Origin of the sequence: Enterobacter sp. 725m/11 (assembly GCF_011683705.1) — a bacterium.
GTDB classification, from domain to species: domain Bacteria; phylum Pseudomonadota; class Gammaproteobacteria; order Enterobacterales; family Enterobacteriaceae; genus Enterobacter; species Enterobacter bugandensis.
Map to the genome: position 1 here is coordinate 142767 of NZ_JAAQOK010000004.1, position 14710 is coordinate 157476.

Consider the following 14710-nt stretch of genomic DNA (forward strand, 5'->3'; position numbering starts at 1 on the left):
CATCGCGCCGCAGACCGTTCATTTTCTCTCATTATAAGTCTGTTCACGATACGCACCACTTTCTGACAAGAAACATCTTTTTCCCGCCAGAAGAGTAACGCAACACAGGCTTTATTTCACCACAAAATCTGACGCTAACGATCTGCTTCGCAAAATAATTTCATTTATTTACCCTTCGTTTACCCCTGCCTCTGTGTTTAGTCATTGCAACTTCCATTAAAAAAAACGTGCGATACCTCGCATTCAGGTGCTATTCTGCCCCAACACTGTTTAGTAAATTAAACAACAATCATGAACACAACACCTGAACTTCATTGTGATGTACTGATCATCGGCAGCGGCGCTGCCGGTCTCTCTCTGGCGCTGCGTCTGGCTGAACATCAGAACGTTATCGTTCTGAGCAAAGGCCCGATAAGTGAAGGCTCCACATTTTATGCTCAGGGCGGCATTGCCGCGGTATTTGACGAGACCGACAGCATTGCGTCACATGTGGAAGATACGCTGATTGCCGGGGCCGGGATCGTGGATGCGCACGCGGCAGAGTTTGTCGCCAGCAATGCCCGCCATTGCGTTCAGTGGCTTATCGATCAGGGTGTTTTATTCGATACTCAGGTTCAGCCCAACGGTGAAGAGAGCTACCACTTAACGCGTGAAGGCGGCCATAGCCACCGCCGCATCCTGCACGCCGCGGATGCTACCGGAAAAGAAGTGGAAACCACGCTGGTCAGCAAAGCGCTGAACCATCCTAACATCCGGGTCCTTGAGCGGAGCAACGCGGTTGATCTGATCATTTCCGACAAGATAGGCCTGCCCGGCACGCGTCGCGTGGTGGGAGCGTGGGTCTGGAACCGTAATAAAGAGAAGGTGGAAACCTGTCAGGCGAAGGCTGTGGTGTTGGCTACAGGTGGCGCCTCTAAGGTGTATCAGTACACCACGAATCCGGATATCGCTTCCGGGGACGGTATCGCTATGGCCTGGCGCGCCGGCTGCCGCGTGGCGAATCTCGAATTTAATCAGTTTCACCCCACCGCCCTGTTCCACCCTCAGGCGCGAAATTTCCTGCTGACGGAAGCCCTGCGCGGCGAAGGGGCTTATCTGAAACGCCCTGACGGTACCCGCTTTATGCCGGACTTTGACGCCCGCGGTGAACTGGCGCCGCGTGATATTGTTGCCCGCGCCATCGACCACGAAATGAAGCGCCTTGGCGTGGACTGCATGTATCTCGATATCAGCCATAAGCCGGCAGAATTCATTCGCCAGCACTTCCCGATGATTTACGAAAAGCTGCTCAATCTTGGAATTGATTTAACACGCGATCCGGTGCCCATTGTGCCAGCCGCCCACTATACCTGCGGCGGCGTGATGGTTGACGATCACGGACGCACTGATGTAGACGGTCTGTACGCTATTGGTGAGGTCAGCTATACCGGGCTACACGGCGCGAACCGTATGGCGTCTAACTCGCTGCTTGAATGTCTGGTGTACGGCTGGTCAGCGGCGGAGGACATCACGAAGCGCATGCCTTACGCCCGTGAAACAGAGCGTTTACCGGCCTGGGATGAAAGCCGCGTGGAGAACCCGGACGAGCTGGTAGTGATCCAGCACAACTGGCACGAGCTACGGCTGTTTATGTGGGACTACGTTGGGATTGTGCGCACCACGAAACGTCTGGAACGCGCGTTGCGCCGCATTACTATGCTGCAGCAGGAAATTGATGAATATTATGCCCATTTCCGCGTCTCCAATAATCTGCTGGAGCTGCGCAACCTGGTGCAGGTTGCCGAGCTGATTGTTCGCTGCGCGATGATGCGTAAAGAGAGCCGCGGTTTGCACTACATACTCGACTACCCGGATCGGCTTGCTGAGTCCGGCCCGTCGATACTCGCCCCGCAGGTTTACATAAACAAATAAAACGCCTGGGTCAGAGCCGTGTAATCTTCGGAATAACGCTGGTCTGGCCCACGGATCACCATACGGTCATTAAAACACTCCCCCTCTTTTGGCGAAAGCGCCAGCAGCACGCGGTGCGGCAATCGGCCTTCCGTATCAGAGATGTCAGTTCGCAAACGTAACGTCCAGCCTATCTCCTGCGCGGTAGCGATAAACGTGTTGCCCGTACTTTCTGGCAGCACCACGCAGAAAAAGCCCTCTTCTGAGATAAGTTCAGCCGCGTTGACGAGCAGCGCTTTGTGATCGAGTGAACCGGTATAGCGCGCCTGTTCACGCTCCGGTGTACCGCACTCCACGCCGGGCTCGTAGTAAGGGGGGTTGCTGACGATAAGATCGTAACGCGCCGTCTGCTCTGGCGCCCAGGCCAGCACGTCCGCGCACTTAACGGTTATCCGGTCAGCCCAGGGTGACTCGGCCACGTTTTCACCCGCCTGCCCTGCGGCCTGCGCATCCAGCTCAACGGCATCAATAGTGACATGCTCTTCAGTACGCTGCGCCAGCATCAAGGCCACCAGCCCGCTGCCGGTACCGATATCAAGAATACGCTTAACACCTGCGACAGGTGCCCATGCTCCCAGTAAAATGCCGTCTGTACCGACTTTCATGGCACAGCGATCGTGAGCGACAAAAAATTGTTTAAACGTAAAACCATCGCGGCGCAGCTGCGCTTTGAGTTGAGACATGTCAGGGCAACCTTCTAAGTGAAACTGGAGTAGCATAGGGGAAAGCGAAGTGGCCGCAAAGCGATATCCATACAAACAGATGAAGATTACAGCCGTAACGTCTATAATCAGCGCCCCACACAGAGGTAGAACATGACTGTAACGACTTTTTCCGAACTTGAACTCGATGAAAGCCTGCTCAATGCTCTTGAGAGCAAAGGCTTTACACGCCCGACCGCCATTCAGGCAGCGGCCATTCCGCCTGCGCTTGAGGGCCGCGATGTGCTCGGTTCTGCGCCAACCGGCACGGGGAAGACAGCAGCCTATTTGCTGCCTGTGTTGCAGCACCTGCTCGACTTTCCACGTAAAAAATCTGGCCCGCCGCGTATTTTGATCCTGACGCCTACGCGCGAGCTGGCCATGCAGGTTGCCGATCATGCGCGTGAACTCGCGGCGAATACGCATCTGGATATCGCCACCATCACCGGCGGCGTTGCGTATATGAACCACGCCGAAGTGTTCAGCGAAAACCAGGACATCGTCGTCGCGACGACGGGCCGCCTGCTGCAGTATATTAAAGAAGAGAACTTTGACTGCCGCGCGGTAGAAACGCTGATCCTCGACGAAGCGGACCGCATGCTGGACATGGGCTTTGCGCAGGATATCGAGCATATTGCAGGTGAAACGCGCTGGCGTAACCAGACGATGCTGTTCTCTGCCACCCTTGAAGGGGATGCGATTAAAGACTTCGCAGAGCGTCTGCTGGAAGATCCGGTGGAAGTCTCTGCGACGCCATCCACGCGAGAGCGTAAAAAGATCCACCAGTGGTATTACCGTGCGGACAACCTTGAGCATAAGGTTGAGCTGCTCAAGCACCTACTAACGCAGGAAGACGCCACCCGCACTATCGTGTTTGTGCGTAAGCGCGAGCGCGTGCACGAGCTGGCTGAAATGCTGCGCAACGCCGGGATCAACAACTGCTATCTTGAAGGTGAGATGGCGCAGATCAAGCGTACCGAAGGCATTAAGCGCCTGACCGATGGCCGCGTTAACGTGCTGGTCGCAACAGACGTTGCCGCCCGCGGGATCGACATCCCTGACGTGAGCCATGTCATTAACTTCGATATGCCGCGCAGCGGAGATACCTACCTGCACCGCATTGGCCGTACCGGTCGCGCGGGCCGCAAAGGGATTGCAATTTCACTGGTTGAAGCGCATGACTACCTGCTGCTGCAGAAAATTGGCCGCTATGTTGACGAGCCGCTGAAAGCGCGCGTTATTGATGGCTTGCGCCCAACCACACGTGCGCCGAGTGAAAAAATGACGGGTAAACCGTCCAAGAAAGCGCTCGCGAAACGTGCTGAGAGAAAAGAGAAAGAAAAAGAGAAGCCGCGCGTGAAGCAGCGCCACCGCGATACCAAAAACATTGGTAAGCGTCGTAAGCCAAGCGCTGTCGCGCAGGAAACGAAGACTGAAGAGTAAGAAAAAGCCGGGGTAATCCCCGGCTTTTTTGTTCCACCCCCGTGGCTGAAGCCTTACAGGCTTTCAGTAAAGGTACGGGCGATAACGTCGCGCTGCTGTTCTGGAGTCAGTGAGTTAAAGCGAACCGCATACCCAGACACGCGGATAGTCAACTGTGGGTATTTTTCCGGATGCTCAACGGCATCCATCAGCGTTTCGCGGCGCAGCACGTTAACGTTCAGGTGCTGACCCCCTTCAACGCGCACTTCCGGCTGCACTTCCATTGGGATTTCACGGTATTCGATTTCGCCCAGTTTATTCACCGGTACGATTTCATCTTCAGCAAAACCCGCTTTCGCGACCACACAGCGCGCTTCATTTTTCTCGCTGTCCAGCAGCCAGAAAGAGTTGAGCAGATCGTCATTTGCCGCTTTGGTAATCTGGATACCTGTAATCATGTGTTGCCTCCCTTAGGCTACATTAACTGATGCTGGCCTTACGCGGCCAATTGGTAAAACCATTGTTTCTTGTGTGTATATATATCATTCACACCACGGCGATTTATTGATTTAAATCAACAAAAACACCAACCACATAAAGTGTGTGGTTTGAATTTATTGCTTTAGATCAATTTCATACCCCCATCAACTCAACTTAACCTGCATCATTTCAAAATAAATTTAACGACTTAGCACGCATTTCAGCGCGTAATTTTGCTCACAAGCGTTAAACAGGTAAGCTAGTGAAAGATTGAGATTCGCAGGAGAGCGACATGACGACACCTTTTACCTGGCATGACGTGCTGGCAGAAGAAAAGCAGCAGCCTTATTTTATCAATACGCTCAGTACCGTTGCCGCTGAGCGTCAGTCCGGGCAAACGATTTATCCGCCGCAAAAAGATGTATTCAACGCGTTTCGCTATACCGAGTTGAGCGATGTGAAAGTCGTCATTCTGGGCCAGGATCCCTATCACGGCCCTGGGCAGGCGCACGGGCTGGCATTTTCCGTACGCCCAGGCGTGGCGATCCCCCCTTCTCTGCTCAACATGTATAAAGAGCTTGAGGGAACCGTGCCCGGGTTTACCCGCCCCAACCACGGTTATCTGGAAAGCTGGGCGCGCCAGGGCGTGCTGTTATTGAACACGGTACTCACCGTTCGGGCGGGCCAGGCGCACTCGCACGCCAGCCTTGGGTGGGAGACCTTTACCGATAAAGTCATCAGCCTTATCAACGAGCATCGTGAAGGGGTCGTATTTTTACTCTGGGGTTCTCATGCGCAGAAGAAAGGGGCAATTATCGATCGTCAGCGTCATCACGTGTTGAAGGCACCGCACCCGTCACCGCTTTCTGCCCATCGCGGTTTCTTTGGCAGTAATCATTTTGTTCTGGCAAATGAATGGCTGGAAAAACGTGGCGAAACGCCAATTGACTGGATGCCTGTGTTACCGGCAGAGAGCGAGTAGGGTTTGAATGTGCCGGGTCAGGCCCGGCACATAAGAGGCTTATGCCTTATTCTGACGCCACCACTCGGCCAGCAGCACGCCGGTCGCAACGGATACGTTCAGACTTTCCACATTGCCCGTCCCGTCGATGGAGACACTCAGATCCGAGCTGGAGAGCGCCGCATCAGACAGACCATCGCGTTCCTGACCCAACACCAGCACCATCTTGCGCGGCAGTGTCGCTTTAAACAGCGGCGTACCGGCATGGCTGGATGTGGTCACGATGGAATAGCCCGCTTTACGGAACTGCTCGAGGGCATCCAGAACGCTGTCGCCGGTGATCGGCTGTACGTGCTCGGCTCCGCCTTCCGCAGTACGGATCGCGGCGCCGGATTCCAGCAGCGCGGCATCCTGCAACAGCACGCCCTTCACGCCAAAATGCGCGCAGCTGCGCATCATTGCGCCCAGGTTGTGCGGGTTGCCCACGTCTTCCAGCGCCAGCACGCAGTCATCGGCATCCGCCTGGCTGACCCACTGCTGAACGGTCGTACCGTTACGTTTTTTGATCAGGAAGCAGACGCCGCCGTGGTGTTCGGTACCGGACGCTTTGGTCAGCTCGGCATCATCAACCACGTGGTAGGCTTTACGGTTCGCCGCCATCCAGCGCAGCGCTTCTTTAAAGCGCGGGGTTACGCTCTGGATGAACCAGGCGCGGACGATACACTCAGGACGGCTCTGGAACAGCGCCTGGCAGGCGTTCTCGCCATACACGCGGGTCTCTTCCGCACGCTGACGACGCAGCACTTCCGGATCGATAAAGCTTTTACCGCTGATACCACCGTGATCGGCTTTTTCCGGCGTCTCATCGCCAGGGGCGCGAGAAACGGTGCGCCACGGAGAGGCGTTATCACGTGAGAAGTCATCACGCGGACGGTCATCGCGCTTGCGATCGTCACGCTTGCGGTCATCACGTTTGCGGTCATCACCGCGGTTATTTCTGTCATCGCGGGCGGGGCGACGGCCACCGTCTGCACGAGAGGACGCTGGACGCCCGCCACCTTTTCCGGTACGCGGATTTTGGGTGCGTTTATCAGAGTCATCATCACTGCGGACATACATCACTTTGACCTTGCCGCTTTTGTTTTTCATTTCGTCGTTCATGCTTTTCTCCACCAGCGCTGCGCGAAGCGCGCAGATTACCCGATGTGCCAGCGCATAGCCATAATTTCGTACAAAAGCCTGTGACTATTGTTCCCATTGAATAAAACGCATTGTCGTTTCATACAGGCTCACTGATAATATGTAACATATCAGAAACATTATCGGCGTTCTGCCGCTGTCCCACGGCTCTATCAGAGGTTAGTTATGAATACCGTATGTGCCAACTGTCAGGCTTTAAACCGCATTCCGGACGATCGGATGGATGACGGTGCGAAATGCGGACGTTGTGGCCATGAATTGTTTGATGGCGATGTCATTAACGCGACGGGTGCTACGCTGGACAAACTCCTCAAGGACGATCTCCCGGTGGTGGTCGATTTCTGGGCACCATGGTGCGGTCCGTGCCGCAGCTTCGCGCCAATCTTCGAAGATGTGGCCGAAGAGCGCAGCGGAAAAATGCGGTTCGTTAAGGTTAATACCGAGGCCGAACGCGAGTTAAGCGCACGTTTTCGTATTCGCAGTATCCCGACCATCATGATTTTCAAAAATGGTGAAGTGATCGATATGCTCAACGGTGCGGTTCCAAAAGCACCTTTTGATAGCTGGTTAAACGAATCGCTGTAACATTCCCGGGGCACACCTTGTGCCCCGTTCCCGCCTCTGCGAAAATAGGGTTTTTCCTCCATTTCGCCCATGACTGATAACGCTGTCCTTAAATTACGCGCCGAACGCCTTGCGCGCGCGACTCGCCCCTTTCTTGCACGTGGCAATCGCATACGTCGCTGTCAGCGCTGCCTGCTGCCGCTGAAGGTTTGTCTGTGCGAGACGCTGGCCCCAAGTACTGCGGAGAGCCGCTTTTGTCTGGTCATGTTCGATACCGAGCCGATGAAGCCCAGTAATACGGGGCGTCTTATTGCCGATATTCTGCCGGATACCGCCGCGTTTCAGTGGTCGCGCACTGAGCCACCTCAGGCTCTGCTCGACCTGGTGGCAAGCCCAGACTACCAGCCGATGGTGGTTTTCCCGGCATCTTATGCGGGAGAACAGCGTCAGGTCCTTACCGCGCCGCCATCAGGGAAACCACCGCTGTTTATTATGCTGGACGGTACCTGGACCGAAGCGCGGAAAATGTTTCGCAAAAGCCCTTACCTTGACGCTCTGCCGGTTATTTCTGTCGATCTTTCCCGCGTCTCGGCCTACCGCCTGCGCGAAGCGCATGCTGATGGGCAATACTGCACTGCCGAAGTAGCTATTGCGCTACTGGATTTAGCAGGAGATACCGCTGCAGCTGGCGCCCTGGGCAACCATTTCTCATACTTCCGGGAGCGCTATCTGGCGGGAAAAACCGTTCATAAGGGCAGCATCACAGCAACGGAGACAGAAAGCGTTTAAAATCATCAGGTCGCTTGCATTCACAGGAGGCCTGCATGAGCCAGAGAGGGTTAGAAGCGCTACTCCGTCCTAAATCCATTGCCGTCATCGGCGCATCAATGAAACCGGATCGTGCAGGCTATCTGATGATGCGCAACCTGCTGGCCGGAGGATTTAACGGTCCCGTTATGCCCGTCACGCCGTCTTATAAGGCCGTTCAGGGCGTGCTTGCCTGGCCGGACGTGGAGAGCCTACCTTTCGTACCGGATCTCGCCGTTCTGTGTACAAACGCCAAACGCAATCCGGAACTGCTGGAGTCACTCGGCAAGAAAGGGTGTAAAACCTGCATTATTCTCTCGTCTCCGCCTGAACAGCAGCCCGAACTGCTGGCCTGCGCCAGCCGCTATCAGATGCGCATTCTCGGGCCGAACAGCCTGGGTCTGCTCGCGCCCTGGCAGGGGCTGAACGCCAGCTTCTCCCCGGTGCCGATCCGTAAAGGCAAGCTGGCGTTTATCTCGCAGTCGGCTGCGGTCTCAAACACCATCCTTGACTGGGCGCAGCAGCGTGAAATGGGATTCTCCTACTTCATTGCTCTGGGCGACAGCCTGGATATTGACGTTGACGAACTGCTGGATTTCCTGGCGCGAGACAGCAAAACCAGCGCAATCCTTCTTTATCTTGAGCACCTGAGCGACGCCCGTCGTTTTGTTTCCGCTTCGCGTAGCGCATCGCGCAATAAACCGATCCTCGTTATCAAAAGCGGTCGCAGCCCTGCGGCGCAGCGTCTGCTGCAGTCTCATTCCGGTATGGATCCGGCCTGGGATGCAGCCATTCAGCGCGCGGGGTTGCTGCGGGTGCAGGATACACACGAGCTTTTTTCCGCCGTCGAGACGTTGAGCCACATGCGTCCGCTGCGCGGCGAGAAGTTAATGATTGTCAGCAATGGCGCGGCCCCTGCCGCGCTGGCGCTGGATGAGCTTTGGCTGCGTAACGGCAAGCTGGCCACGCTGGATGAAGAGACGCTGCAACGCCTCAGAGAGGTGCTTCCGGCAAGCGTGACGCCCGGCAATCCGCTTGATTTGCGCGATGACGCCAGCAGCGATCGCTATATCAAGGCAATCTCCATATTGCTGGACAGCCAGGATTTCGATGCGCTAATGATTATCCACTCCCCCAGCGCGGCCGCGCCGGGCAGTGAAAGCGCGCGGGCGCTGATTGAGGCGGTACGAAATCATCCGCGCGGCAAATATGTCACCCTGCTGACCAACTGGTGCGGTGAGTTTTCCTCTCAGGAGGCGCGACGCTTGTTCAGTGAAGCCGGACTGCCAACCTACCGCACGCCGGAAGGCACCATCACGGCATTTATGCATATGGTGGAATATCGCCGCAACCAGAAACAGCTGCGTGAGACACCGGCTTTGCCCGGAAACCTGACGGCGAACACCGTCGACGTTCATCGGCTGTTACAGCAGGCCATTGAAGAAGGCGCGACCTCGCTTGATACGCATGAAGTGCAGCCCATACTGGGCAGCTACGGGATGCAAACTCTGCCAACCTGGATCGCCAGCGACAGCGCTGAGGCCGTACATATAGCCGAACAGATTGGCTACCCGGTCGCCCTTAAGCTTCGTTCCCCCGATATCCCGCATAAGTCGGACGTTCAGGGGGTCATGTTGTACCTGCGTACGGCAACGGAGGTGCAGCAGGCAGCCGATGCCATTTTCGATCGTGTCAAAATGGCCTGGCCGCAGGCTCGGATCCACGGACTGCTGGTGCAAAGCATGGCTCACCGCGCGGGCGCCCAGGAATTGCGGGTGGTGGTTGAATACGATCCTGTCTTCGGCCCGCTCATTATGTTGGGGGAAGGCGGCGTTGAGTGGCGTCCAGAGGAGCAGGCCGCGGTGGCGCTACCGCCGCTGAACATGAATCTGGCGCGCTATCTGATCATTCAGGCGATTAAAAGCAAAAAGATCCGGGGCCGCAGCGCCCTGCGTCCGCTCGATATTGCAGGGTTGAGTCAGTTCCTGGTGCAGGTGTCTAACCTGGTTGTAGATTGTGCGGAGATCCAGCGGCTGGATATCCATCCGCTGCTCGCCTCCGGCACTGAGTTTACGGCGCTGGACGTAACGCTGGATATCGCGCCATTTGAAGGGGACAGAGAGAGCCGCCTGGCGATCCGTCCGTATCCTCTGCAGCTGGAGGAGTGGGTCGAGATGAAGAATGGGGAACGCGCCCTGTTCCGCCCTATTCTGCCGGAAGATGAACCGCAGCTGCGTGCCTTTATTTCTCAGGTTACGAAAGAAGATCTCTATTATCGCTACTTTAGCGAAATCAACGAATTTACCCACGATGATTTAGCCAATATGACCCAGATCGACTACGATCGAGAGATGGCGTTTGTCGCCGTTCGACGTTCCGATCTGGGCGATGAGATCCTCGGCGTGACGCGCGCAATTTCCGATCCGGATAACATTGACGCGGAATTTGCTGTGCTGGTGCGCTCCGATCTTAAAGGCCTGGGTCTGGGCAGACGACTGCTGGAAAAACTCATCAGTTATACGCGAGATCACGGATTGTTACGCCTGAATGGCATTACTATGCCGAACAATCGCGGTATGGTGACCCTGGCGCGAAAACTCGGATTTGACGTTGATATTCAGCTGGACGAAGGTATTGTCGCCTTATCCCTCGGCCTGACACCGGCAGACAAACCCGAGTAAGCTACTGGAAATGTTACCCACTTTGGACGGGACTGGTGGTATCATTGTCCGCTTATGTTGTTTGCATGGTACAGACAACCCTTCAATGAACAGAGAAGAAACGCACTGTGATGTTGTCAAAATTTAAGCGTAATAAACATCAACAACACCTTGCTCAACTACCGAAGATTTCTCAGTCAGTTGATGATGTAGAGTTCTTTTACGCTCCCGCTCATTTTCGGGAGACGCTTCTGGAAAAGATTGCCAGTGCCACGCGACGCATTTGCATTGTGGCCCTGTATCTTGAACAAGATGAAGGCGGGCGCGCGATCCTGAACGCGCTCTATGAAGCCAAGCGTCAGCGTCCGGAGCTGGATGTTCGCGTGCTGGTTGACTGGCATCGCGCCCAGCGTGGCCGTATTGGCGCGGCCGCTTCAAACACCAATGCAGACTGGTATTGCCGCACGGCGCAGGAAAATCCTGGTGTCGATGTACCTGTTTATGGCGTCCCGGTGAATACCCGCGAAGCGCTCGGCGTCCTTCATTTTAAAGGATTCATCATCGATGACAGCGTGCTTTACAGCGGCGCAAGCCTCAATGATGTCTACCTTCATCAGCTCGATAAATATCGCTATGACCGCTACCATCTGATCCGTAATCCTCAGATGGCCGATATCATGTTTAACTGGGTTGATAAAAACCTGGTAAATGGCCGTGGCGTTAATCGCCTTGACGATCCCGAGCGCCCTAAGAGCCCGGAAATCAAAAACGATGTTCGCGCCTTCCGCCAGGAGCTGCGCGATGCTGTTTACCATTTTCAGGGCGACGCAAACAACGAAGAGTTATCCGTTACCCCGCTGGTTGGGCTTGGCAAATCAAGCCTGCTGAATAAAACGATCTTCCATCTGATGCCGTGCGCGGAGCAAAAGCTCACCATCTGCACGCCGTACTTTAACCTTCCTGCCGTACTGGTGCGTAATATCATTCAGCTGCTGCGCGATGGTAAAAAAGTGGAAATTATCGTTGGGGATAAAACGGCGAACGACTTCTTCATTCCTGAAGATCAGCCGTTCAAAATCATCGGTGCGCTGCCTTATCTTTATGAAATTAACCTGCGCCGCTTCCTGAGCCGTTTACAGTATTACGTAAACACTGACCAGCTGGTTGTGCGTCTGTGGAAAGATGAAGACAACAGTTACCATCTGAAAGGTATGTGGGTCGACGATGAGTGGATGCTGCTGACCGGTAACAACCTGAACCCGCGCGCGTGGAGACTGGATCTGGAAAACGCGATCCTGATCCATGACCCGCAGCATGAGTTAGCCGCACAGCGTGAGCGTGAACTGGAGTTGATTCGCACGCACACCACGGTGGTTAATCATTACCGCGAGCTGCAGAGCATTGCCGATTATCCGGTGAAAGTTCGCAAGCTGATTCGCCGCTTGCGTCGTATCCGTATTGACCGACTTATCAGCCGAATTCTGTAATGTCCAGGCCCTGTTACCCGCAGGGCTTTTTTATGGAGCCCGTTGATGCGTATTCCTCTGTTACTGAGCGCTTTCTTTCTGACTGGCTGCAGTCATATGGCCAATGATAGCTGGTCCGGTCAGGACAAAGCACAACACTTCCTCGCTTCCGCTATGCTGTCTGCAGCCGGTAATGAGTACGCGCAGCATCAGGGATACAGCCGGGACCGTAGCGCGGCGATAGGGTTGATGTTCTCAGTGGGCCTTGGGGCATCAAAAGAACTATGGGATAGCCGCCCCTCAGGGAGCGGCTGGAGCTGGAAAGATTTCGCCTGGGACGTAGCCGGCGCAACAACCGGCTACGCCGTCTGGCAGATGGCTCATTATTAAAGGCGGATACCTTTTCCTTTGCGATGCAGCATCAGCGAGACAATAAACGCCAGCGCTCCCATTACGGTGACATACCAGAAGAAGGTCGTTTCACTGCCCCACGACTTAAGCGATAGCGCGACATACTCTGCCGAACCGCCAAACAGGGCATTCGCGACCGCATAAGAGAGGCCAACACCCAGCGCCCTCACCTGTGCGGGAAACATTTCCGCTTTCAAAATGCCGCTGATTGCCGTGTAAAAACTGATAATAATGAGTGCCACCATGATCAGCGCGAAAGCGGCATACGGCGACGTTGTCTGCTGTAGCGCAGTCAAAAGCGGAACGGTACCCAGGGTGAGCATGCCGCCAAAGATCAGCATGGAGGTGCGGCGACCTATTTTGTCCGACAGCGCGCCGACAATCGGCTGGATAAGCATAAAGACGAGTAACGCCACCGTCATGACGACGCTCGCAACGTTTGCATGCATGCCCGTGGTGTTAACCAGATATTTTTGCATGTAGGTGGTAAAGGTATAGAAACTTAGCGAGCCCGCGGCGGTAAAACCTAACACCATCAAAAATGCTTTGCGGTTTCGCCAGAGCCCCTTCATCGAGCCCGCCTCTTTCAGCGCCCTGACCTCCTGTTGAGAGGTTTCATCAAGCTGACGGCGTAGCCACAGGGCGACAACCGCCAGGGCAGCGCCCATAGCAAACGGGATGCGCCAGCCCCAGGCGTGCAAATCTTCATCGCTAAGGATTTGTTGCAGGATCACCACAACCAGTAACGCCAGCAGCTGTCCGCCAATGAGGGTCACATACTGGAATGATGCATAGAAACCTTTTCGGCCTTCAACCGCCACTTCGCTCATGTATGTCGCACTGGTGCCGTATTCCCCACCGACCGACAGCCCCTGGAACAGACGTGCCAGCAGCAGCAACGCGGGTGCCCATGTTCCGATAGTGTCATATCCGGGCAGGCAGGCAATCACCAGCGAGCCGACGCACATCATGCATACGGAGATGAGCATGGAGGTCTTGCGCCCTTTTCTGTCTGCGATCCTGCCGAACAGCCATCCACCGATAGGGCGCATCAGGAACCCGGCGGCAAAAACGCCTGCGGTTTGCAGAAGCTGAGTGGTGGTATTCCCGGACGGGAAAAAGATATGCGCAAAGTAGAGTGAACAGAATGAATAGACGTAAAAGTCAAACCACTCTACGAGGTTCCCCGAGGAGGCCCCAACGATTGCCCAAACCCGACGACGGGTATCCTTACCTGCCAAATTGGTGTTATCCGTATCTGCACTGGCTACGGTTTCTGTCATTTTAAAATCCTCTGTCTCACATTGCGGGCCATTGCCCACAAACAGTAAAACCGGATTTAAAACGAATCGTTAGGTAAATAAAATGTTTCCAATATGTTTCATTACGTTTTGTGAACTCGATCAGGTATCGAATTATTAGCGGACGTAGTAATTATCCCCACTTTTGCTGATGCGCCTTTTTTCGCTGCAAATAATCTTCATCTGCACGAATTTTATCCCACCACTTTTTGAAGACCGCGGCGGCTTCGGCTTTTACGGGATCGCAATCCAGCGGTTTGACCTGGCGCTTCTCATCGTACTTTTTACCGCCTTTATGATTGGCATATCGCCTGGCGCGCGTATAGCCCATCTGAATGAATTTTCGCGCCATATCCATACCCACAAAGTCGTTTTGCTGACGATATTCTTCAAACAGGGCGTAAATTTCTTTTGCCGATCGCGCTGCAACTTCAGCATCTTTGTATCGCCAGTGCGGAAGGATCTCGCTTTTGTAAGGTTCCACCATGAGCACACCCTGCTCTCCCCGCCCCACCTGATACAGTTCTGCATGGTCACGGAAATTAATGTTGGCAAAATCTTGTTGGTAATTAAAGGGACGTGTCAAAGCGGCACCATTGTTAAAATCGTTTTAACAATTGTAGGCACGGTCAGGCGAAGCCGCCACCTGGTATTTCCGGCGCACAAAGCAAAAAACCCCGCACCTTACGGTACGGGGTTCTTCTTAATTAATGCCTGGCAGTTCCCTACTCTCACATGGGGAGACCCCACACTACCATCGGCGCTACGGCGTTTCACTTCTGAGTTC

The 14710-nt window shown here is 54.7% G+C and carries 13 protein-coding genes; 8 read left to right on the plus strand and 5 right to left on the minus strand.

Features of this window, described 5'->3' with window-relative positions:
- Positions 1 to 291 precede the first annotated feature (291 nt).
- Complete coding sequence (gene nadB, locus HBA26_RS03075) at positions 292 to 1911, plus strand: L-aspartate oxidase (protein ID WP_028014103.1); 1620 nt, start codon at positions 292 to 294, stop codon at positions 1909 to 1911.
- Here the strand turns inward: nadB and HBA26_RS03080 are convergent.
- Positions 1896 to 2633, minus strand: coding sequence for a tRNA1(Val) (adenine(37)-N6)-methyltransferase (locus tag HBA26_RS03080; RefSeq protein ID WP_049136676.1), 738 nt, complete (start codon positions 2631 to 2633; stop codon positions 1896 to 1898). The genes nadB and HBA26_RS03080 overlap by 16 nt on opposite strands.
- 132 nt (positions 2634 to 2765) lie before the next feature.
- Here HBA26_RS03080 and srmB point away from each other — a divergent pair, with 132 nt between their 5' ends.
- Positions 2766 to 4094, plus strand: a complete 1329-nt coding sequence (gene srmB / locus HBA26_RS03085; protein ID WP_069733418.1) for an ATP-dependent RNA helicase SrmB — start codon at positions 2766 to 2768, stop codon at positions 4092 to 4094.
- Between the two features lie 53 nt (positions 4095 to 4147).
- Here the strand turns inward: srmB and grcA are convergent, their stop codons facing one another.
- Positions 4148 to 4531 (minus strand): autonomous glycyl radical cofactor GrcA, encoded by a 384-nt coding sequence (grcA, locus tag HBA26_RS03090; protein WP_006176733.1) that lies wholly within the window; start codon positions 4529 to 4531, stop codon positions 4148 to 4150.
- Between the two features lie 314 nt (positions 4532 to 4845).
- Between grcA and ung the strand changes: the two genes are divergently transcribed.
- Positions 4846 to 5535, plus strand: coding sequence for a uracil-DNA glycosylase (ung, locus tag HBA26_RS03095; protein WP_126345883.1), 690 nt, complete (start codon positions 4846 to 4848; stop codon positions 5533 to 5535).
- A 39-nt stretch (positions 5536 to 5574) separates the two neighbouring features.
- Here ung and HBA26_RS03100 read toward each other — a convergent pair whose 3' ends face one another.
- A complete protein-coding gene (locus tag HBA26_RS03100; protein WP_041908658.1) occupies positions 5575 to 6675 on the minus strand; it encodes a tRNA/rRNA methyltransferase in 1101 nt (366 codons plus the stop codon).
- 204 nt (positions 6676 to 6879) lie between these two features.
- Here HBA26_RS03100 and trxC point away from each other — a divergent pair, with 204 nt between their 5' ends.
- From trxC to HBA26_RS03125, 5 genes are all read left to right on the plus strand, one after another.
- Entirely contained in the window at positions 6880 to 7299 is a 420-nt protein-coding gene (gene trxC, locus HBA26_RS03105) for a thioredoxin TrxC (RefSeq protein ID WP_028014108.1), read from the plus strand.
- Between the two features lie 69 nt (positions 7300 to 7368).
- Positions 7369 to 8067 (plus strand): tRNA-uridine aminocarboxypropyltransferase, encoded by a 699-nt coding sequence (gene tapT, locus HBA26_RS03110; protein WP_100169859.1) that lies wholly within the window; start codon positions 7369 to 7371, stop codon positions 8065 to 8067.
- A gap of 35 nt (positions 8068 to 8102) precedes the next feature.
- Positions 8103 to 10766: a protein lysine acetyltransferase gene (pat, locus tag HBA26_RS03115; protein WP_166720759.1), complete on the plus strand. Its 2664-nt coding sequence runs from the start codon at positions 8103 to 8105 to the stop codon at positions 10764 to 10766.
- Between the two features lie 110 nt (positions 10767 to 10876).
- Positions 10877 to 12232 (plus strand): CDP-diacylglycerol--serine O-phosphatidyltransferase, encoded by a 1356-nt coding sequence (gene pssA, locus HBA26_RS03120; RefSeq protein ID WP_126345924.1) that lies wholly within the window; start codon positions 10877 to 10879, stop codon positions 12230 to 12232.
- Positions 12233 to 12277: 45 nt separating this feature from the next.
- Entirely contained in the window at positions 12278 to 12601 is a 324-nt protein-coding gene (locus tag HBA26_RS03125) for a YfiM family lipoprotein (RefSeq protein WP_041908650.1), read from the plus strand.
- Here HBA26_RS03125 and HBA26_RS03130 read toward each other — a convergent pair.
- Together HBA26_RS03130 and HBA26_RS03135 are read right to left on the minus strand one after the other, a co-directional pair.
- Positions 12598 to 13905: an MFS transporter gene (locus HBA26_RS03130; protein WP_041908648.1), complete on the minus strand. Its 1308-nt coding sequence runs from the start codon at positions 13903 to 13905 to the stop codon at positions 12598 to 12600. The genes HBA26_RS03125 and HBA26_RS03130 overlap by 4 nt on opposite strands.
- Before the next feature lie 151 nt (positions 13906 to 14056).
- The gene (locus tag HBA26_RS03135) at positions 14057 to 14509 is read right to left on the minus strand and encodes a DUF4385 domain-containing protein (RefSeq protein ID WP_045260159.1); all 453 of its coding nucleotides are present in this window, start codon (positions 14507 to 14509) and stop codon (positions 14057 to 14059) included.
- Between the last annotated feature and the right edge of the window lie 201 nt (positions 14510 to 14710).

Coding starts and splice junctions, on each gene's coding strand:
- HBA26_RS03100 (WP_041908658.1), bottom strand. CDS start 6,675: ATGAACGACGAAATGAAAAACAAAAGCGGCAAGGTCAAAGTGATGTAT.
- nadB (WP_028014103.1), top strand. CDS start 292: ATGAACACAACACCTGAACTTCATTGTGATGTACTGATCATCGGCAGC.
- trxC (WP_028014108.1), top strand. CDS start 6,880: ATGAATACCGTATGTGCCAACTGTCAGGCTTTAAACCGCATTCCGGAC.
- pat (WP_166720759.1), top strand. CDS start 8,103: ATGAGCCAGAGAGGGTTAGAAGCGCTACTCCGTCCTAAATCCATTGCC.
- srmB (WP_069733418.1), top strand. CDS start 2,766: ATGACTGTAACGACTTTTTCCGAACTTGAACTCGATGAAAGCCTGCTC.
- HBA26_RS03125 (WP_041908650.1), top strand. CDS start 12,278: ATGCGTATTCCTCTGTTACTGAGCGCTTTCTTTCTGACTGGCTGCAGT.
- ung (WP_126345883.1), top strand. CDS start 4,846: ATGACGACACCTTTTACCTGGCATGACGTGCTGGCAGAAGAAAAGCAG.
- HBA26_RS03080 (WP_049136676.1), bottom strand. CDS start 2,633: ATGTCTCAACTCAAAGCGCAGCTGCGCCGCGATGGTTTTACGTTTAAA.
- HBA26_RS03130 (WP_041908648.1), bottom strand. CDS start 13,905: ATGACAGAAACCGTAGCCAGTGCAGATACGGATAACACCAATTTGGCA.
- tapT (WP_100169859.1), top strand. CDS start 7,369: ATGACTGATAACGCTGTCCTTAAATTACGCGCCGAACGCCTTGCGCGC.
- pssA (WP_126345924.1), top strand. CDS start 10,877: ATGTTGTCAAAATTTAAGCGTAATAAACATCAACAACACCTTGCTCAA.
- grcA (WP_006176733.1), bottom strand. CDS start 4,531: ATGATTACAGGTATCCAGATTACCAAAGCGGCAAATGACGATCTGCTC.